21 protein-coding genes are annotated in these 18,743 nt (G+C 73.6%); 12 read left to right on the top strand and 9 right to left on the bottom strand.

The window, feature by feature from the left end:
• Positions 1 to 60: 60 nt before the first annotated feature.
• Positions 61 to 282: a helix-turn-helix domain-containing protein gene (locus AB0J57_RS22080; protein WP_006123601.1), complete on the top strand. Its 222-nt coding sequence runs from the start codon at positions 61 to 63 to the stop codon at positions 280 to 282.
• 146 nt (positions 283 to 428) lie between these two features.
• Entirely contained in the window at positions 429 to 1,229 is an 801-nt protein-coding gene (locus AB0J57_RS22075; RefSeq protein ID WP_366129978.1) for an enoyl-CoA hydratase/isomerase family protein, read from the top strand.
• Here the strand turns inward: AB0J57_RS22075 and AB0J57_RS22070 are convergent.
• Positions 1,187 to 1,909, bottom strand: coding sequence for a hypothetical protein (locus AB0J57_RS22070; RefSeq protein WP_366129977.1), 723 nt, complete (start codon positions 1,907 to 1,909; stop codon positions 1,187 to 1,189). The two genes, AB0J57_RS22075 and AB0J57_RS22070, sit on opposite strands and share 43 nt — an antisense overlap.
• Positions 1,910 to 2,000: 91 nt before the next feature.
• Between AB0J57_RS22070 and AB0J57_RS22065 the strand changes: the two genes are divergently transcribed.
• The 5 genes from AB0J57_RS22065 to amaP are packed head-to-tail and all read left to right on the top strand — an operon-like array spanning position 2,001 to position 4,286.
• The gene (locus tag AB0J57_RS22065) at positions 2,001 to 2,519 is read left to right on the top strand and encodes an Asp23/Gls24 family envelope stress response protein (protein ID WP_366129976.1); all 519 of its coding nucleotides are present in this window, start codon (positions 2,001 to 2,003) and stop codon (positions 2,517 to 2,519) included.
• Between the two features lie 21 nt (positions 2,520 to 2,540).
• The gene (locus AB0J57_RS22060) at positions 2,541 to 2,732 is read left to right on the top strand and encodes a hypothetical protein (RefSeq protein WP_366129975.1); all 192 of its coding nucleotides are present in this window, start codon (positions 2,541 to 2,543) and stop codon (positions 2,730 to 2,732) included.
• Positions 2,707 to 3,105 carry an Asp23/Gls24 family envelope stress response protein gene (locus AB0J57_RS22055; protein WP_366129974.1) on the top strand — a complete coding sequence of 133 codons (399 nt, stop codon included), beginning with the start codon at positions 2,707 to 2,709 and terminating at the stop codon, positions 3,103 to 3,105. The genes AB0J57_RS22060 and AB0J57_RS22055 overlap by 26 nt, the downstream gene beginning before the upstream one ends.
• The gene (locus AB0J57_RS22050) at positions 3,102 to 3,716 is read left to right on the top strand and encodes a DUF6286 domain-containing protein (protein WP_366129973.1); all 615 of its coding nucleotides are present in this window, start codon (positions 3,102 to 3,104) and stop codon (positions 3,714 to 3,716) included. Before AB0J57_RS22055 ends, AB0J57_RS22050 begins: the two co-directional genes overlap by 4 nt.
• 6 nt (positions 3,717 to 3,722) lie before the next feature.
• Entirely contained in the window at positions 3,723 to 4,286 is a 564-nt protein-coding gene (gene amaP, locus AB0J57_RS22045) for an alkaline shock response membrane anchor protein AmaP (protein ID WP_366129972.1), read from the top strand.
• A 436-nt stretch (positions 4,287 to 4,722) separates the two neighbouring features.
• On the opposite strand, the gene AB0J57_RS22040 is transcribed toward amaP, so the two are convergent.
• From AB0J57_RS22040 to AB0J57_RS22015, 6 genes are all read right to left on the bottom strand, one after another.
• Positions 4,723 to 5,478: an SDR family oxidoreductase gene (locus tag AB0J57_RS22040; protein ID WP_366129971.1), complete on the bottom strand. Its 756-nt coding sequence runs from the start codon at positions 5,476 to 5,478 to the stop codon at positions 4,723 to 4,725.
• Between the two features lie 4 nt (positions 5,479 to 5,482).
• The gene (locus AB0J57_RS22035; protein WP_366129970.1) at positions 5,483 to 7,273 is read right to left on the bottom strand and encodes a glycoside hydrolase family 15 protein; all 1,791 of its coding nucleotides are present in this window, start codon (positions 7,271 to 7,273) and stop codon (positions 5,483 to 5,485) included.
• 76 nt (positions 7,274 to 7,349) lie between these two features.
• Entirely contained in the window at positions 7,350 to 8,150 is an 801-nt protein-coding gene (locus tag AB0J57_RS22030) for an SURF1 family protein (RefSeq protein WP_366129969.1), read from the bottom strand.
• A 109-nt stretch (positions 8,151 to 8,259) separates the two neighbouring features.
• Complete coding sequence (locus tag AB0J57_RS22025) at positions 8,260 to 8,496, bottom strand: hypothetical protein (RefSeq protein ID WP_064071372.1); 237 nt, start codon at positions 8,494 to 8,496, stop codon at positions 8,260 to 8,262.
• A gap of 53 nt (positions 8,497 to 8,549) precedes the next feature.
• The gene (locus AB0J57_RS22020) at positions 8,550 to 9,536 is read right to left on the bottom strand and encodes a DEDDh family exonuclease (protein WP_366129968.1); all 987 of its coding nucleotides are present in this window, start codon (positions 9,534 to 9,536) and stop codon (positions 8,550 to 8,552) included.
• 288 nt (positions 9,537 to 9,824) lie between these two features.
• Positions 9,825 to 10,466: a TetR family transcriptional regulator gene (locus tag AB0J57_RS22015; protein ID WP_366129967.1), complete on the bottom strand. Its 642-nt coding sequence runs from the start codon at positions 10,464 to 10,466 to the stop codon at positions 9,825 to 9,827.
• Between the two features lie 108 nt (positions 10,467 to 10,574).
• Here AB0J57_RS22015 and AB0J57_RS22010 point away from each other — a divergent pair, with 108 nt between their 5' ends.
• Genes AB0J57_RS22010 through AB0J57_RS21990 form a run of 5 tightly spaced genes read left to right on the top strand, consistent with a single transcriptional unit; the run spans position 10,575 to position 15,509 of the window.
• A complete protein-coding gene (locus AB0J57_RS22010; RefSeq protein ID WP_366129966.1) occupies positions 10,575 to 11,381 on the top strand; it encodes an acetoacetate decarboxylase family protein in 807 nt (268 codons plus the stop codon).
• The gene (locus AB0J57_RS22005) at positions 11,378 to 12,262 is read left to right on the top strand and encodes an SDR family NAD(P)-dependent oxidoreductase (protein WP_366129965.1); all 885 of its coding nucleotides are present in this window, start codon (positions 11,378 to 11,380) and stop codon (positions 12,260 to 12,262) included. Before AB0J57_RS22010 ends, AB0J57_RS22005 begins: the two co-directional genes overlap by 4 nt.
• 12 nt (positions 12,263 to 12,274) lie before the next feature.
• A complete protein-coding gene (locus AB0J57_RS22000; protein WP_366129964.1) occupies positions 12,275 to 13,564 on the top strand; it encodes an amidohydrolase family protein in 1,290 nt (429 codons plus the stop codon).
• Positions 13,557 to 14,774 (top strand): amidohydrolase family protein, encoded by a 1,218-nt coding sequence (locus tag AB0J57_RS21995; RefSeq protein ID WP_366129963.1) that lies wholly within the window; start codon positions 13,557 to 13,559, stop codon positions 14,772 to 14,774. The genes AB0J57_RS22000 and AB0J57_RS21995 overlap by 8 nt, the downstream gene beginning before the upstream one ends.
• Positions 14,775 to 14,798: 24 nt before the next feature.
• Positions 14,799 to 15,509, top strand: a complete 711-nt coding sequence (locus AB0J57_RS21990; protein WP_366129962.1) for a VIT family protein — start codon at positions 14,799 to 14,801, stop codon at positions 15,507 to 15,509.
• Positions 15,510 to 15,512: 3 nt separating this feature from the next.
• Here AB0J57_RS21990 and AB0J57_RS21985 read toward each other — a convergent pair whose 3' ends face one another.
• Positions 15,513 to 16,925: a CoA transferase gene (locus AB0J57_RS21985; protein ID WP_366129961.1), complete on the bottom strand. Its 1,413-nt coding sequence runs from the start codon at positions 16,923 to 16,925 to the stop codon at positions 15,513 to 15,515.
• A gap of 135 nt (positions 16,926 to 17,060) precedes the next feature.
• Positions 17,061 to 18,602, bottom strand: coding sequence for a S8 family serine peptidase (locus AB0J57_RS21980; RefSeq protein WP_366129960.1), 1,542 nt, complete (start codon positions 18,600 to 18,602; stop codon positions 17,061 to 17,063).
• Positions 18,603 to 18,743 lie beyond the last annotated feature (141 nt).

Raw genomic sequence — 18,743 nt, 5'->3', positions numbered from 1 at the left:
GGAAGCGCCCGAGGGGTGATCATGAGAAGACCAGAGCGCACTTCCCATGAGGAGGCACGGGTGGCCGAGACTCTGAAGAAGGGCAGCCGGGTGACCGGCGCCGCGCGCGACAAGCTCGCGGCAGACCTGAAGAAGAAGTACGACTCCGGTGCGAGCATCCGGGCATTGGCCGAGGAGACCGGCCGATCCTATGGATTCGTCCACCGGATGCTGAGCGAGTCCGGAGTCACGCTGCGTGGACGCGGCGGAGCGACGCGAGGCAAGAAGGCCGCTTCGGCCTGACGGCCCCAGTGACCTGACAGTTCGAGCGCGGCTCGTCCGGCCCCACCGGTTCCGGCAGGGCCACCCGGTCGATCGCAGTGTCGGCCGGGTGGTTACTGTGCAGTCACTTGATGGCTGCACTGCTGCACCGGACCCGGAGGCGCCCCATGACCTCGCTCGACCCAGTCCTCGAAGTGCTCGACAAGGACGGCGTACGGCTCACCGTCGAGGACGCCGTTGCCACGGTGACCCTGACCAATCCGGCCAAGCGCAACGCCCAGTCCCCCGCTCTGTGGCGGGCGTTGGCGGAAGCCGGACGGTCGCTGCCGGGCAGCGTGCGGGTCGTGGTGCTGCGCGGTGAGGGCAAGTCCTTCTCCGCCGGACTCGACCGGCAGGCGTTCACGCCGGAGGGCTTCGACGGCGAGCCGTCGTTCCTCGATCTGGCACGCGGCTCCGACGCCGAGCTCGATGCGGTCATCGCCGAGTACCAGGAGGCATTCACCTGGTGGCGCCGTAACGACATCGTGTCGATCGCTGCTGTCCGGGGACACGCGATCGGGGCCGGCTTCCAGCTCGCCCTGGCGTGCGACCTGCGGGTGGTGGGCCAGGACGTGCAGTTCGCCATGCGCGAGACCAGCCTGGGCCTCGTCCCCGACCTGACCGGGACGCATCCCCTCGTCTCGGCGGTGGGCTACGCCCGCGCGCTCGAGATCTGCGCCACGGGCCGGTTCGTCCACGCCGCCGAGGCCGAGCGCATCGGGCTGGCCAACCTCGTCGTGCCCGTCGACGACCTCGACGGCGCGGCACGGGACCTGGCGGCCGCGCTGCTGGCGGCGCCCCGTGACGCGGTCATCGAGACCAAGGCGTTGCTGCGGGGCGCGGCGGAGCGCACGTACGAGGAGCAGAGGACGGCTGAGCGCGCCGCTCAGGCCCGCCGCCTGCGCGACTTGGCGGGCCTGGCCGACTGACCTCCCGGCGCGATGTCCGTGACCACCACGGTCACGGGCAGCTCGCCGCCGACGGCCCCGCGTACCGCCAGTGCCACGTCCAGCGCACGGTGGTCCGGGGCCGTCGCCAGTTCGATACGGAGGTGGTCGGCGGCCCGGTGGACCGAGTGCCCCAGGACCGTCGTCAGCCGGGCCACGCCCGGGACGGCGGCGGCGACGGCGGCCACCGGGTCGTCGATCGCCGGTGCGGACGGGGCCGGGCTGTCCGCGGCCCCCGGTTGGGGAGCGGTGGTCTCCGGCGGGGCGTCCAGGAGGGCCGTCACCCGGAGGTCCACCTCCGACACGGTCAGCCCGAGCCGCCGCTCCGACGCCGTGTACAGCGCGGCTCGCAGCCGCTCGGCGAGGTCCGGCAGCGGTACGCCGTGCCCGGCGGCGAAGTCCGCCTCGATCCGCAGCGGGCCGGGAGGCACCGAACCCGGGGGAGCCGGAAGGGCCGGCGCGGTCGCGGCCTGTGCGTCCGCGAGGGTGATCCGCAGCCGGCCGGGCTCCACCCCCGGCACCTCCCGCGCCACCCGGCGCAATACTCCGTCGGCGGCGCGCTCCGCGAGCCAGGCGCCGTCCGCCGGGCCGCCCAGCGGAAGCAGGCGCCCCAGTCCGATCCGGCTCCGTACCGCCGCCACCCATCCGTCAGCCGTCGTCATTGCTCCAGCCTGCCGCATCCCCGGCGCGAGATCAGCGAACCACCCTTAATGTGAGCAAAGGAGCTGAAAACCTCCCGAAGGGATCACGGTGATGACCGACGCGTCGCAGTCCGAGCCATCCGCTCAGGCCGCCCAGGCGGCGAAGGCCGCGCGGGTGAAGGAACCGGCGGCCGAGGAGGCCAGGCGGACGTCCGTCGCCAAGCGGGGCGGTGCCGGCGGCGACCCGGCGTCCCGGGGCCGTACCACCATCGCCGACGGGGTCGTCGAGAAGATCGCCGGGCTGGCGGCCCGCGACGTCGTCGGCGTCCACGCGATGGGCAGCGGCATCTCCCGGACCTTCGGCGCGGTGCGCGACCGGGTCCCCGGCGGCAGACCCAGCGTCACGCGTGGCGTGAAGGCCGAGGTCGGAGAGGTGCAGACGGCGCTCGACCTGGAGATCGTCGTCGAGTACGGCGTCTCCATCCGCGACGTCGCCCGGGCGGTGCGGGAGAACGTGATCTCGGCGGTGGAGCGGATGACCGGCCTGGAGGTCGTCGAGGTCAACATCGCGGTGAGCGATGTGAAGCTGCCGGAGGAAGAGGAAGAAGAGCCGGAGACACGGCTTCAGTAGCGAGCTGCTGAGGAGAGCGCGATGAGCATGGCGATGGTCGGCCTGTTGGCCGGAATGGCGCTCGGCTTCGCCGGATACTTCGGCGGCTTCGGGGCGTTTTTGCTGGTGGCCGCGTTGGGAGCGGTCGGATTCGTGGTGGGCCGGTTCCTCGACGGGGACTTGGAGCCCGGCGACCTGTTCCGGAGCCGTGACCGCGACGACCGGCGGCGGTGACGCGGTGACGGGGGTCCTGGCTGCCGAACGGGGCGCGACCACCATCGCCGACCGCGTGGTGGCGAAGATCGCCGCGCACGCGGCGCGTGAGGCGCTCGACGAGGTCCCGGAGGACCAGCGAGGCACCGGCACCGGGGAGGCCGGCCGGCCGCCGCACGCGACGGTCCTCGTGCACCGGGACACCGCGCGCGTCCGCATCAGCCTGGAGCTCCGCTACCCCTCCGACATCGGCGCCCAATGCGGCGCGGTACGCCGCCAGGTGGTCCGGCGCGTGCGGACGCTCGCGGGCATGGAGGTGCCGGAAGTGGCGGTCCAGGTGGAGCGGCTGCACTCCGCGTACACGCGCGACAAGGGCCGCGGGAGGGTCCGATGAGCACGACCGCGCCCGCCGAACCGGCGGCCGACGAGCCCGTGCCCGTGCTGGAGGGCACGCCCGGCGGCGCCGCGCACCGCTTCTGGTCCGTGCGGCGCGTCCCGGCCGCGCTGCTGGCGCTCCTGGTGCTCGCCGGCGCGGGCCTGCTGCTGTACGACGTCGCCGCGGTACGCGCCGGACGGCCCGGCATGCGCTGGCGCCGCGTCCTCGCCGACGACCTGGCCACCCGGCCGCTGGACGACGTGGCGGTGCTCGCCGGAGCGGTGGCCGCGATCGGGCTGGGCGTGTGGCTGCTGGTGCTGGCCTGCACGCCCGGGCTGCGCGCCGTCCTGCCGATGCGGCGCGGCGACGGCCCGCTGCGCGCCGGGCTGGGCCGGGAGGCGGTCGAGATCGTGCTGCGCGACCGGGCGATGGCGGTGGCGGGCGTGCGGTCCGTACGGGTCCGGGCGCGGCGTCACAAGGCGGTGGTGCGGGCCGTGTCCCACTTCCGCGACCTCGACGACGTACGCACCGACCTGGACGCCGCCCTGCGGGCCGCGGTCGAGGAACTGGGCCTGGCACGGCCGCCGGACGTGTCCGTGCACGTCGCCCGGCCGTCACGGAAGGGGTGAGCGGACATGCTGCGGACCGTCAACCGGGTGCTGCTGGGCCTGGCCGGGGCCGTGCTGGTGTGCGCGGGCGGCGGGGTGCTCGCGGCCGGCCTGGACCTGGGCGTGCCGTCGTGGTGGCCGTGGCGGGGCCCGGACGCCGTGCTGCTCGGCGCGTCGACCCGGCGGGGGTGGGCGTGGGCTGCCGTCATCGCGGTCCTGGCGGTGGTGGTCCTCCTGGCGCTGTGGTGGGTGCTGGCGCAGTTGCGGCGGCCCCGGCTGGCGGAGGTGCTGGTCGACAGCCGGGACGGGGAGAGCGCGGTGCTGCGCGGCCGGGCGCTGGAGGACGCCGCCGAGTCGGAGGCCGAGGCGCTGGACGGCGTGGCGGGCGCCCGCGTCCGCCTGACCGGCCGCAGCACCGCACCCTCGGCGCGCGTATCGCTGCTGCTGGAGCCCCACGCGTCACCGGCCGATGCCCTCGCCCGCCTCCGCGACGGCGCGCTCCGCCACGCCCGCGACTCGGCCGGCCTCCCCAGCCTCCCCACGGAGGCCCACCTCCGCGCCGCCAGACACCCGGCACGCCGGGTCACCTGACGCCACGCCAGGTCACGCGGCCGGCCCGGGGCACACCGCCCCGAAGGGAGACCCCGTCCGGAGGGAAGCCGCCGCGGAGCAGCCCCCCCGCCCCGGCCAGAAGCCCCCCGACCCCGTCAGCAGCACCCCGCCCGGCCACAAGCGCCCCGATCGGCAGCCCCCGCCCCGGCCAGAAGCCCCCCGACTCCGTCAGCAGCACCCCGCCCGGCCACAAGCGCCCCGACTCCGTCAGCAGCACCCCGCCCGGCCAGAAGCCCCCCGACCCCGTCAGCAGCACCCCGCCCGGCCACAAGCGCCCCGATCGGCAGCACCCCGCCCCGGCCAGAAGCCCCCCGACCCCGTCAGCAGCCCCCCGCCCCGGCCAGAAGCCCCCCGCCCGATCAGCAGGACGCCCGGTCAGAAGCCCTCCGCTCCCGGCAGCAGCGCTCCCTCCCCGTCAGAAGCCGTGCCGGGCGCCGCCGTCGATGGGGAGCATGACGCCCGTCAGGTAGGAGGCCGCGGGGGAGAGGAGGAAGGCGGCCGTGGTGCCGAACTCCTCCGGGGTGCCGTAGCGGCGTAGCGGGATGCGGGACTCGGAGGCCGCGCGTGCCGCGGAGGCGTCGCCGGACAGGGCGTCCAGCTCGCGGACGCGGTCCGTGTCGATGCGGCCGGGGAGCAGACCGACCACGCGGATGCCGCTCGGGCCCAGGTCGTTGGCGAGCGACTTGGCGAACCCCGCGAGGCCCGGGCGCAGGCCGTTGGAGATGGTGAGTCCCGGGATCGGCTCGTGCACCGAACCGGACAGGACGAACCCGATCACCCCGCCCTCCGGCAGCGCGGCGGCCGCCGCCCGGGCCATCCGTACCGCGCCCAGGAACACCGCGTCGAACGCCGCCTGCCACTGCTCGTCCGTGTTGTCCGCCGCCCATCCCGGGGCCGGGCCGCCCACGCTGATGAGGATGCCGTCGAAGCGCCCGAAGTGGGACCGGGCGGCGCCGATCAGCCGGTCGGCGGCCGCCGGGTCGGAGTTGTCCGCCGCGACGCCCACCGCACCGGCGCCCAGCTCGGCCGCGGCCTCGGCCACCGCCTTCTCGTCGCGCGAGGAGACGACGACCTTCGCGCCGTCCGCCACCAGGGCCCGTGCCGAGGCGTTGCCCAGTCCCCGGGACGCGCCGGTCACGACGTACACACGGTCCTTCAGTCCAAGATCCATGGCCCTATCCTGCTGCGTCGCCCTCCTCCCGCGCCAGCGCGAGGGCCGTCCCCACGAGGCCGATGTGGCTGAACGCCTGCGGGAAGTTGCCGAGCTGCCGCCGCGCCGCCGCGTCGTACTCCTCGGCCAGCAGCCCCACGTCGTTGCGGAGCGACAGCAACCGCTCGAACAGCTCCCGCGCCTCCTTCGTCCGGCCCGTCATGCGCAGCGCGTCCGCCATCCAGAACGAGCAGACCAGGAACGTCCCTTCGTCGCCCGGCAGCCCGTCGACCGCCACGCCCTCGGTGCTGTACCGCCGGATGAACCCCTCGTGGCTCAGCTCCGCGCGCACCGCGTCCACCGTCCCGATCACGCGCGGATCGTCCGGCGGCAGGAACCCGACCCGGGGGATCAGGAGCGTCGCCGCGTCCAGTTCCCGGGAGCCGTACGACTGCGTGAAGGTGTTCCGCTCCGGGTCGTACGCCTTCTCGCACACGTCCCGGTGCACCTCGTCGCGCATCGCCCGCCACCGGTTCGCGTCGCCGCGCAGCGACGGGTCCTTCTCCAGCGTGCGCACCGCGCGGTCGGCGGCGACCCACGCCATCACCTTGGAGTGCGTGAAGTGGCGGCGCGGCCCGCGCACTTCCCACAGTCCCTCGTCGGGCTGCCGCCACGTCGACTCCAGGAACCCCAGCAGGCTGAGCTGGAGGTTCCACGCGTGCGACTGCGCGGCCAGCCCCGCCTCGCGCGCCAGGTACAGGGAGTCGATGACCTCCCCGTACACATCGAGCTGCAACTGCCGCACGGCGGCGTTGCCGATGCGCACCGGCGCCGACCCGGCGTACCCGCGCAGCCACGGCAGCTCCGTCTCCGGCAGCCGGCGCTCGCCCGCGAGCCCGTACATGATCTGGAGGTCCGCCGGGTCACCGGCCACCGCCCGCAGCAGCCAGTCCCGCCACGCCGCCGCCTCGTCCAGGTACCCGGCCGACAGCAGCGCGCCGAGCGTGAGCGTCGAGTCCCGCAGCCAGCAGTGGCGGTAGTCCCAGTTGCGTACGCCCCCGATGTCCTCGGGCAGCGAGGTCGTGGGCGCGGCGACGATCCCGCCCGTCGGGGCGTACGTCAGCGCCTTGAGGGTGATCAGCGACCGCAGCACGGCCTCGCGGTACGGCCCTTCGTAGCTGCACTGCGCCGCCCACGACTTCCAGTCCTCCAGCGTGTGCTCCAGCGCCTCGTGCGGGTCGATCAGCGGGGGCCGGGGCCGGTGCGAGGGGTGCCAGGTCAGCACGAACGCCACCTTCTCGCCCGCGCCGACCGTGAACGACGAGCGGGTGCTGAACTGCTGACCCCACGTCTTCACCTCCGGCTCGCTGCGCAGCCATATGGAGTCGGGGCCCGCGACCGCCACCCGGTGGCCGTCGGTCCGGCGCACCCACGGCACGATGTGGCCGTAGTCGAAGCGGAGCCGCAGCACCGCCGCCATCTCGACCGTGCCGGTGACACCCTCCACGATGCGTACGACGTCGGGGGCCTCGTCGCGCTGCGGCATGAAGTCCAGCACCTTGACCGTGCCGGTACGGGTCTCCCAGACGGACTCCAGGACGAGCGAGTCGCCGACGTAACGGCGCCGGGTGCAGCTCTGCGCGTCCTTGGGGGCGAGCCGCCAGTGGCCGTTGTTCTCGTCACCGAGCAGCGCGGCGAAACAGGCCGCCGAGTCGAACCTCGGCAGGCACAGCCAGTCGATCGAACCGTCCCTGCCCACCAGGGCAGCGGTCTGGAGATCGCCGATGAGCGCGTAGTCCTCGATGCGTTGCGTCACGCTCTGGCGTGTTCCCGCGCGGACGGACGGCTAAGCAAGGGCGTACGGCGTGCGCCGCGGGTGGCCGCCGGGCGCTCTACGCGGCGGCGTGCGCGGCCGGTTCGGAGTCGCCCGGCGTTCCGGTGGCGGCCGCCGCCGCGCGGTCGCGCTTCTCGCGGCGTACCAGCACCACCCAGCCGACCGGTACACCGGCCGCGAACAGCCACCACTGCACGGCGTACGCCATGTGCGCGCCGATGGAGTCGTGGTCCGGCTCGGGGATCAGCTCGGGGGTGTCCCCGGCGGGCCGCGGCTCGGTCTGCTCCAGGTAGCCGCCGAGGACCTCGCGGCCGAGGCGCTCGGCCTGCTGCTCGCTGTTGATCAGCATCACCTGGCGGGGCGGCAGGCCGCTGAGGTCCTTGATGCCGCTGGCGCCGGTCGTCTCGTCGGCCTTGAGCCGGCCGGTGACGGTCACCTTCCCCTTGGGGGCGGGCGGCACGTCGGGGAAGGACACCTGGTCGGCGGCGGCCGGTACCCAGCCCCGGTTGACCAGGACGGTACGGCCGTCGGTGAGGACCAGGGGGGTCAGGACGAGGACGCCGACCTTGTCGTCGGAGTTGGTCCGGCGGCGTACGACGACCTCGTGGGCCGCGTCGAAGGTGCCGGTGGCGGTGACGCGGCGCCAGTAGTCGGAGCGGGGGACGGTGTGACCGGGGGAGGTGAGCTCCGTCACGGGGACGGGCTTCGCCTTCAGGTTGTCCTCGATCAGTTGGTTCTGCGCGACCCGGTGCTCATGCCGGTGGAACTGCCAGAAGCCCAGCTCGATCATCACGGGGATGAGGACGAGGGCGATGAGGGTGAGGATCACCCACTGCCGGGACAACAGGAAGCGGTACACGGCTTCGACCGTACCTGTTCCGGTTTGGGACCCCGATGGGGGGTCCCTTCCGGGCTCCCGTCCGGCTCTCCGTCCGGGCCTGTCCGTCCGGCTCTCCGTCCGGGCTGGGTCACACTTTGTCGACGATGCCCACCTGGCCCTTCTCCGCGCGGGCGCAGTGCGCCCCGCAGAACCACTGGCCGTCGGCCTCGACGCCCTGACCGATGATCTGGACCCGGCAGTGCTCGCAGATGGGCGCCATGCGGTGAATGGCGCAGGCGAAGCAGTCGAAGACGTGCACGGCGCCTTGCGCGTGCACCTCGAAGGACATGCCGTAATCGTTTCCGCAGACCTCACAACGTGCCATGCGCCACAGGGTGCGGTCCGGCGCCCCGCAGGGGGCGGCGAAACGCCCGGCGGTCACCCGTCTGCCTGGTCGCCTGCCGGGGCCACGTCACGCAGCAACTGGGTGAACGCCGCCTCGTCGACGATCGGCGTGCCGAAGGACTTGGCCTTGACCGTCTTGGAGGTGGCGGCGTCCGGGTCGTTGGTGACGAGGAGGCTGGTCAGCCGCGAGACGCTCGTCGCCACATGGAGGCCGGCCTCGACGGCGCGGTCCTCCAGCAGTTCGCGGTCGATGGACGTATCACCCGAAAACGCCACCCGCATGCCCTGCTTGAGTGGTTTGTCCACTTCGTACCGCCCGGGGTTCGGGTACGGGCAGGCCGGCCGCTTGCGGGACGGCCGCCAGCCGTTGGAGCGGTACGACGCCTGCTGCCCGATGCGGCCCAGCGGCGTGGACGCCCACTCGGTGAGCGGACGGCACTCCAGCAGCGGCAGCCGTACGCCCCGCTCGGCCGCCGCGTGCAGGCTCGGGCGGAACGCCTCGGCCAGCACGCGCGCGTCGTCCAGCGCGTTGTGCGCGCGCCGCTGCACGACGCCGAAGTGCGCGGCCAGCGTCTCCAGCTTGAAGTTGGACAGCGGCAGCCCCAGCTCCTTGGAGAGCGCGATGGTGCACAGCCGCTGCCGCACCGGCGCGGTCCGCTCCGCCCGTGCGTACTCGCGGGCGATCATCGACCAGTCGAACATGGCGTTGTGCGCCACCAGCACCCGGCCGTCGAGCCGGGCGGAGAACTCCGCCGCGATGTCCGCGAAGAGCGGCGCCCCCTCCAGCACGTCGCTCGTCAGACCGTGGATCCACACCGGGCCGGGGTCACGCTCCGGATTGACCAGCGTGTACCAGTGGTCCTCCACATCGCCCTGCGCGTCCAGCCGGTAGACGGCAGCGGACACTATCCGGTCGTCGCGGGCGAGGCCGGTGGTCTCCACGTCGACGACCGCGTACCCCTGCGTCGGGTAGGCGGTCGGCCACGGTGCTGCTGTCGTACGGTCGTCGAGCATGGTCACTGAGAATAGAGGCCGCCACTGACAACGCCGCCGCCGGGCATGCCCCGCCGGTACGCCATGTTGACGCCCCGAGCCCGTAAGGCGGTGCGCCGCACGGCAGTTGGGCCCGTCGGCCGGGCGCGGCGGCGATCCGAGCCCGCGCGGCCACCGGCACCGCTCATCGGGCGCCCGGTCGTCTCGCCCCGGGCCGATGGCAGCGGGGCGCACGCCCTCCCGGGTGCGCGGGTCCGGCGGCAGGCTGCCCAGGTCCGGCCCCCGGGGCGACGGGGACCCCCGGCGGCCGGGGCGTCACGGGGACGGGGCCCGGCCCTGCCCGGCCCCCAACAGGCCGTCCACCAGGGCTCGTACGGAGACCGTGAACAGCCTCTCCGGGTCCACCGGGCGGGCAAGCGCGCGGGCCAGCGCCTGGTCGTGCTCGGCGGTCTCCGTGTCCCACAGCTCCTGCTCGCCCGGCGACTGCACCGGTGCCCGCTCGCGGTTGCGCTCCACCAGGACGTACCCGACGACCTGGAACTGCACCGCCCGCACCACCTCGGCCGCGCGGGCGCCGCGCAGGCCCGCCGCGTGGACCTCGTGGACCAGGACGCGCTGTGCGGGCAGGAACATCCGCTCCGTCAGACCGCGTTCGTGGACCATCGCCACCAGGTGCGGGCGGTCCAGCAGCTCGCGGCGCAGCGTGCGGGCCACCGAGACGATCCGCGCGGCCGGCGTGGTGCCCCGGGGCGTGATCGCGCCGAGGTCGGCCACCGTGCGGGCGGCGAGGGCGTCCAGGAGCGACTCGCGGTTGCCGACGTGCCAGTAGATCGACGTGACGGCCGTGCCCAGCTCGGCGGCCAGTTTGCGCATGGTCAGTGCGGCCGGGCCGTCCCGCTTCACCAGGCGGGCGGCGGCGTCCAGGACCTCTTCGCGGGTCAGTGACGGCTTCCGCATCGGTGCTCGACCCCCCGTACGTACGCGCACGACTGTTCCCACTTCATCGCGAGCGGTGTAACAGTGTTACAGACTTGCTCCTCACCCGCCGACGAAGGGTGGTACGCCATGGCACGCGTACGGTACGGCGCCCGCACCGAGCAGGAGATCGCCGCGGCCCGCGCCGCGAGCACACGGCTCCCCGACATCTGGTCCACCGGCGTGGTCGCCGTGTGGGAGACGGACCCCGACGTGGTCGCGGCCGTGCTGCCGCCACCGCTCAAGCCCGCCCCGCGCCCGCTCGTACGGGCCGCCATCAGCAAGGTCGACCTGCCGGGGTACCCCCTGGGCGCGGGGTCCGTGGCGGTCGCCGCCACCCACGACGACCAGGACGGCTGGTACCCGCTCGTCATGCCGATGACCCACGAGCGGGCGCTGACCGGTGGACGGGAGGTGTTCGGAGAGCCGAAGAAGCTGGGCGAGGTGACCGTCGAGCGGGACGGTCCGGTGGTACGGGCGGCCCTCGCCCGGCACGGCATCGCCTTCGTCGAGGTGCGCGGCGCCGTGGACGGCCCGCTTCCGCTGCCCGCCGAGCCCGTCGGGAAGGTGGACTTCTACTTCAAGTTCCTGCCCGCCGTGGACGGCTCGGGACTGGACACCGACCCCGTCCTGGTGCACTGCGTACGCCGGGAGAAGGTGCGCACGCTGGAGCGGATCACGGGAGACGTGGTGCTGCGCGAGTCGATGTACGACCCGGTCGCCGACCTGACCGTACGCCGCCTCGTCGAGATCACGATCGGGGAGAAGACCACCGACCAGCGCGGCAGGGTGGTGGAGCGGGTCAGCGCCCAGGCCCTCCTCCCGTACATCCACCAGCGCTACGACGATCCGCAGCAGGTCCTCGACGCCCCGCCGCCGCGAGGGGGCGGACGGTGAGGCTGGCAGCGGGCCAGGTCGCCGTCGTCACGGGTGCCGCGAGCGGCATCGGCCTCGCGATGGCCCGCCGCTTCGCCGCCGAGGGGCTGAAGGTCGTCCTCGCCGACGTGGAGGAGGCCGCCCTGGAGAAGGCGTTCACGCGACTGCGCGACGAGGGCGCCGAGGTCCTCGCCCGCACCGTCGACGTCGGCGACCGCACGGCCGTGCTGTCCCTGGCCGACGCGGTGTACGACACCTTCGGCGCCGTCCACGTGCTGTGCAACAACGCGGGCGTCGGCTCCGGGGCCGAAGGCCGGATGTGGGAACACGACCCCAACGACTGGAAGTGGGCCTTCTCCGTCAACGTCTGGGGCGTCTTCCACGGCATCCAGGCCTTCGTCCCGCGCATGATCGCGTCCGGTGAGCCCGGCCATGTCGTCAACACCTCCTCCGCCGACGGGGGCATCGCCCCCCTGCCCACCGCGTCCGTGTACGCCGTCACCAAGGCGGCCGTCGTCACCATGACCGAGTCCCTGTACGCCCACCTCAAGGCGGAGCACGCGCGCGTGGGGGCCTCCGTGCTCTTCCCCGGCCCCCACATGCTCCGCACCGGCCTGTGGGAGTCGCACCGCAACCGGCCCGGCCGGTACGCCAAACAGCGCCCCCGCAAGACCCCCTACCGCAGCCTCGACCAGTGGGAGGCCGCCATGAAGGAAGCCGGCCACGAGGTCGCCTTCACACCGGTCGAAGAGGTCGCCGAGCACGTGGTGGAGGGCATCAGGGCGGACCGCTTCTGGATGCTGCCACCGAGCGAGCACAGCGACCGGCAGATCAGGGCGCGGGCCCGGTCCATGCTCGACCGCGCCGACCCGACGTACCTGGAGAGCTTCGTACTCGACTGAGGGGTGTGCCCCATGACCGACGCGAACGATCCGTATCTGATCATCTCCTCCGACTGCCACGCCGGACTGCCGACCGAGCGGTACCGGCCCTACCTGGACTCCCGCTTCCACCGCGCCTTCGACGACTTCCTCGCCGGACGGGACGCCCGCCGCGCCGAGATGACCCGCCTCGGCGTGCGCAACGAGGCCTTCGCGGACAAGTGGTTCACCGACCACGAGGAGGGGCTGCGGGGTGGCTGGGAGCCCGCCCAGCGGCTCAAGGAACTCGACGGCGACGGGGTGGCCGCCGAGGTCGTCTTCCCCGACGCGGACGCCGTCGACAGCCGGACCGCCGCCCCCTTCGGCGTGGGCCTGGGCCTGTCCGGCGACCAGGACCCCGAGCTGGGCATGGCGGGCGCGCAGGCGCACAACCGCTGGCTGGCCGAGTTCGTCTCCGAGAACCCCGAGCGGCACTGCGGGGTGGCCCTGCTGCCCGTCACGGGCGAGGTGGACCGGGTCGTCGCCGAGATCCACCGGGCCAAGGAGTCCGGGCTCGGCGCGCTGATGATCCCCGCCATGTGGGTCGACAAGGCGCCCTACCACGACCGCCGTTACGACCCGGTGTGGGCGGCCGCCGCCGAGACCGGCATGCCCGTGGTCACCCACTCCGGCGCGGCGCCACGCCACGAGTACGGCGACCACCTCGGCATCTACGTCAGCGAGGTCACCTGGTGGCCGGCCCGGCCCCTGTGGTTCCTGCTCTGGTCGGGCGTCTTCGAACGCCACCCCGGACTGCGGTTCGGCGTCGCCGAGTCGGGCTGCTGGTGGCTGCCGAACCTGCTGTGGTTCATGGACCGGCTCTACCTCGGCGCCCACGGCGGCAAGAAGCTCTCGCCCTTCGCCGAGCTGAAGCGCCCGCCCAGCGAGTACCTCGACCGCCAGGTCTTCATCTGTGCCACCAACACCAAGCGGCGGGAGCTGGCCCAGCGGTACGAGATCGGCGTCGACAACATCCTGTGGGGCAGCGACTTCCCCCACCCCGAGGGCACCTGGCCCGACACGCGCGCGTGGCTGCGGAAGACGTTCCACGACATCCCGGTCGCCGAGACCCGGCGCATGCTGGGCCTCGCGGCGGCGGAGGTCTTCGGCTTCGACGTGGCGGCCCTGCGGCCCCTCGCCCGCCGGATCGGCCCCACCCCGGCCGACCTGGGCCAGAGCGACGACCAGGCGGCCGTGGAGGCGTCCTGGGCGCGCTCGCGGGACGTCGGCCGCCACTGGCTGACGGACCACGACTTCCCAGTCCTGGGGGTGGCCCATGAGTGACCGGTACACGGTCATCTCCGCCGACTGCCACGCCGGCGCCGACCTCCTGGACTACAAGCCGTACCTGGAGAAGAAGCACCACGACGACTTCGACGCCTGGGCGGCCACGTACGTCAACCCCTACGAGGACCTCCTCGCCGACACCGCCGACCGCAACTGGAACTCGGAGCGGCGCCTCGCCGAACTGGAAGCCGACGGCATCGTCGCCGAGGTCGTCTTCCCCAACACCATCCCGCCCTTCTTCCCGTCCGCGTCCCTGATGGCGCCCGCGCCGACCCGTGAGGAGTACGAGCAGCGCTGGGCGGGCCTGCGCGCCCACAACCGGTGGCTCGCCGACTTCTGCTCGCTGGCCCCCGGGCGGCGGGCGGGCGTCGCCCAGATCCTGCTGAACGACCCGGAGGAGGCCGCCCGCGAGGTGCGCCGCACCAAGGAGGCGGGCCTGACCGGCGGCATCCTGCTCCCGGGCGCCCCGCCGGGCTCGGGCGTCCCGGAGCTGTACTCGCGGGCGTACGACCCGATCTGGGCCGTGTGCGAGGAGCTCGACGTGCCCGTCAACCACCACGGCGGCTCGGCGTCCCCGCCGCTGGGCGACGAACCGGCCGCTCGGGCGGTCTTCATGGTGGAGACGACATGGTTCTCGCACCGCGCCCTGTGGCACCTGGTCTTCGGCGGGGCGTTCAGGCGCCACCCCGGGCTGAAGCTCGTCCTCACCGAACAGGGTTCCGGCTGGATCCCCGGCGTCCTGGAGATGCTGGACTACTACCACGCCCGCCTGGTCGCGGCCTCGGCGTCGGCCGAGTCCAAGTTCGGTGCCGGACTGGCGGCCTCGATGGGCAAGGGCCCGAGTGAGGTGTGGCGGGACAACTGCTTCGTCGGCGCGAGCTTCATGCGCCCGCACGAGGTGCCGCTGCGGCACCGGATCGGCCTCGACAAGATCATGTGGGGCAGTGACTACCCGCACGACGAGGGCACGGCCCCGTACTCCCGCGAAGGGCTCCGCATCGCGTACGCGGGTCTGCCGCGCGCCGAGGTCGCCGCCATGGCCGGCGGCAACGCGGCCCGCGTGTACGGCTTCGACCTCGCGCTCCTCGACCCGATCGCGGCCGTCCACGGCCCCACGGTCGCCGAGATCGCCGAACCGCTGGCCGAGGCCCCGCCGGACGCCACCAGCCCGGCGTTCGCCCCGGGCGGGTCGGTCCGGGTCTGGTGAACCGGACGATGAGACCCTCCCGTGGTGACTGACGCACCCCATGAAGAGGAACACGGCGGCGCGCTCGGCACACGCCTCAACTGGCTGCGTGCCGCCGTCCTCGGCGCCAACGACGGCGTCGTCTCCACCGCGGGCCTCGTCGTCGGCGTCGCCGGCGCCACCGACGACCGCGCCACGCTCCTCACGGCGGGCCTCGCGGGCCTGCTGGCCGGCTCCATGTCCATGGCGGCCGGCGAGTACGTCTCCGTCTCCACCCAGCGCGACTCCGAGAAGGCCGCGCTCGCCCAGGAGCAGCGGGAGCTGCGCGAACAGCCCGAAGCGGAACTCGACGAGCTCACCGACCTCCTGGAAGCCCGCGGCCTGACCCGCGACGTCGCCCGCGAGGCCGCCGAACAGCTCTCGGAACGCGACGCACTGCGCGCCCACGCGCGCGTGGAGCTGGGTATCGACCCCGAGGAACTGACCAACCCGTGGCACGCGGCGGCCGCCAGTTTTCTGGCCTTCACGATCGGCGCCCTGCTCCCGCTCCTCGCCATCGTCCTGCCGCCCCCGTCCGTCCGCCTCGCCGTCACGGTGCTGTCCGTCCTCGCGGCCCTCACTCTCACCGGCTGGTCCAGCGCCCGCCTCGGCGACGCCCCGGCCCGCCCGGCCATCCTGCGCAACGTGGGCGGCGGAGCGCTCGCGATGGCCGTGACGTACGGGGCCGGGTCGCTGCTGGGCGCGGCGGGGGTGTGAGGGTCAGGCCCGGAGCCACTCCGCGCGGTCCGTGCCCCACAGGCCCGGCGGGCGCGCCCAGTTCGGCGGGCCTCCGTCGTAGGAGACCGGGGGCAGGGCGTGCCGGAGCCGGCCCATCGGGCTGTCCGTCTCGGTCATCCAGCGCTCCGGGTCGTACGAACGGCCGCCCTCAGGGCCCTTGGACAGGTCGTGCACCAGCCAGTGCGCGGTCTGGGTGAGGGCCAGCCGGGCGAGCCACGTACCGCCACCGGCCCCGCCGTGCCGCTCGGTCAGCGCCCGCAGCACGGCGGCGGCCAGGAGGTACCCGGTGCCGTGGTCCAGGGCCTGCGCGGGCAGCGCGCCCGGCTCGTCCTCGGTGCCCTCCAGCAGGGCGATGCCGGTCGCCGCCTGGACCAGGCTGTCGAAGCCGCGCCGCTCGTGCCAGGGCCCGTACCGGCCCCATGCCGAGAGCTGGGCGACGACCAGGCCGGGGCGGCGCCCGGCCAGCGCCTCGGGGGAGAGCCCGAACCGGTCCAGCGCGCCCGGCCGGTAGCCGGTCACCACCACGTCGGCGCCCGCGAGCAGCTCCTCGAACGCCTGGCGGTCCGCGCCGCGCCCGAGGTCCAGGGCCGTCGACCGCTTGCCCATGCCGGTGTCGTTGTGGGCCTCCTGGCTCTCCGGCAGGTGCGGCGGGTCGATCCGCAGGACGTCCGCGCCCAGCAGCGCCAGCGTCCGCGTGGCGACCGGCCCGGCCAGCACCCGCGTCAGGTCCAGCACCCGCAGCCCGGCGCAGGGCAGCAGCGGCGTACCGGAAATCCGGCTCCACGCGCGCGTGGGCCCCGCCCCCCGCCCCGCCCCCGGTCCCGCCTCCCCGATCCGCTCCAGCGTCAGCAGCGGCTGCCCCGCCACCAGGGCGCCCTGCTCGTGCGCCGCCCACTCCTCCGTGCCGCGCACCGCGACGGCGAGGCCGCCCGCCGCGTACACCATGTCCTCCACGTCGACGGCGCGGCGCCCGGCGATCGCCCCGGCTACCGCGTCGACCGCGTCGGAATCCCCCGAGCCGTCCGGCAGCCCGAGCGCGGCGAGCAGCCGGGCCCGGTGGTGCGGGTAGTTGGCGTGCGTACGCACCCACCCGTCGGCCGCCCGCCAGAACCGCGACAGCGGCGCGAACGTCGTCCACGCCCGCCCGTCCACCCTGACCAGCCGGTCGCTGAGGAACGCGGTGGCGACCGCCCCGTCGTCGACCCGCACGCGCGGCACCCGGCCCCCGGTGCGTACGGCGGTGAGCTCGGCGGCCGCTAGCGCGCACACCGCGACGGTCGCGCGGGCCAGCTCCATCACGGGCACCCGCGCGGGCAGGCCGTCCGGCGGACCACCGTAGGAGACCCGCTCCAAGAGCACCGGATCGGCACCGAGTGCCGCCCAAGCTCGGGACATTCCGGCAGGAAGTTCAGTGTCCATACCAGCACTATGGCACTCAGTGTCATGCGGGGGAACCCCTGTGATCACACGGCAGAGCCCCGCGCGCGGCACCCCACACCGCGCCCGGGGCTCAGTGAGCCGTGGGTCCCGTTACCTCCGCACCGCGTCCAGCGCGTCGGTCATGCCCGTTCCGTAGAAGCCGTTGTCGCGCTTGCCGCCCTCGCACACCGCGTCGACCTTGCCGTCGCCGTTGATGTCGTACGGGTTGGTGCACGCCATGTCGTCGGCCTGCTTGTACAGCAGCGCCTTCACCTCGGCGGCCGAGGCGTACGGGCGCGTCGACTTGATCAGTGCGGCCACACCGGCCACGTGCGGCGACGCCATCGACGTACCGCCCTTGTAGCCGTACTTGCCGCCCGGCAGCGTCGACAGGATCAGCCCGCTGGTGGCCGGCGCCTCCGGCGGCTGGTACGCCGTCGAGTCACCGCCCGGGGCGGCGATGTCCACGACCCCCAGGCCGTAGTTCGAGTACGAGGCCTTCAGGCCCTTCGCGCCCGTCGCCGACACCGTCACCACACCGTCGAGCATGGTCGGAACGTCCGGGCACTCGCTCGGGTCGACGACCCGCTCGACCGGCGTGGTGTCGTTCGGGCTGGTCTTGTCGACCACCTCGTCCGACGCCAGGTCCGTACGGGAGTTGCCCGCCGCGGCGACATTGACCGCGCCCTTGCGCTCCGCGTACCGGGTGGCCCGCTGCAACGCCTCGACCAGGGCGCCCTGGTCGGGGTCGTTCTTGCACGTGTACAGCCACGGGTCGACGTAGTAGCTGTTGTTCGTCACCTCGACGCCGTGCTCGGCGGCCCAGATGAAGCCGCAGACCACCGACTCGGTGTAGAAGAAGCCGTCGGGGTTGGACACCTTGATGCCGGAGACCTTCACACCCGGGGCGACACCGGTGATGCCGACGCCGTTCTTCGCGGCGGCGATCGTGCCGGCCACGTGCGTGCCGTGGTCGCTCTCCGTGGGGCCCGGCCGCCAGGAGCCCTCGGTGGTGTCGGGCGCGCCGGTCACGCAGTTCGCGGAGGCGGCGCGGTCGAAGTTGGGCGCCAGGTCCGGGTGGGTGTCGTCGACACCGGTGTCCAGGACGGCGACGGTGACCTTCTTGTCGCCGAGGGACTTCTGGTGGGCCTTGTCGGCCTTGATGGCCGGCAGGTCCCACTGGAGGGGCTCGAACGGGTCCTGGCCGTCGGTCGCCTGGTCGGCGGCCGCCCGTGCCTCCTTGGCGGACAGGGGCTGCTCGGCCCCGATGTCGGTGGTGGACTGGGCGGCCAGCGGCGTGGTTCTCGTGGCGCCCGCCGACTTCACGCCCCGCACCTCGCGGATGGTCTTGGCGAAGTCGGGGTTCTGCGAGTGGACGACGATGACACCGATCTGGTCATACGCGATCACCACGGTGCCGCCGGCCTCGGATATCGCCTTCTTCACCGCCTTGACGGTGGAGTGACCACCCGTCACATTCACGACGTACGACAGCTTCGGGCCGTTCGTGGCGACGGCAGGGGCCGTGGCCGGGGCCCCCTCCAGCGGGGCCGCCGAGGCCGCGCCGGCCGGCAGCAGACCGAGCGAGGCCGTGAGGGCCAGACCGGCGGGCAGCGCGAGTATGCGGCCGCGTCCGGATCCCAGATGAGCCATGGGTTCTCCACATCATCCGTGAACGTCCGCCCACACACCGGGTGCGCATGGGCGGGTACATGACGAGCGAAGCTATCGCCGATCATCCCGGCCCATCAATGACTTGGAGGGATTGAATGACTGGAAGAGAGATTGGAGGAA

The organism is Streptomyces sp. NPDC049837 (genome assembly GCF_040674455.1).
Taxonomy (GTDB): Bacteria; Actinomycetota; Actinomycetes; order Streptomycetales; family Streptomycetaceae; genus Streptomyces.
This window is presented reverse-complemented; position numbering and strand designations above follow the sequence as displayed.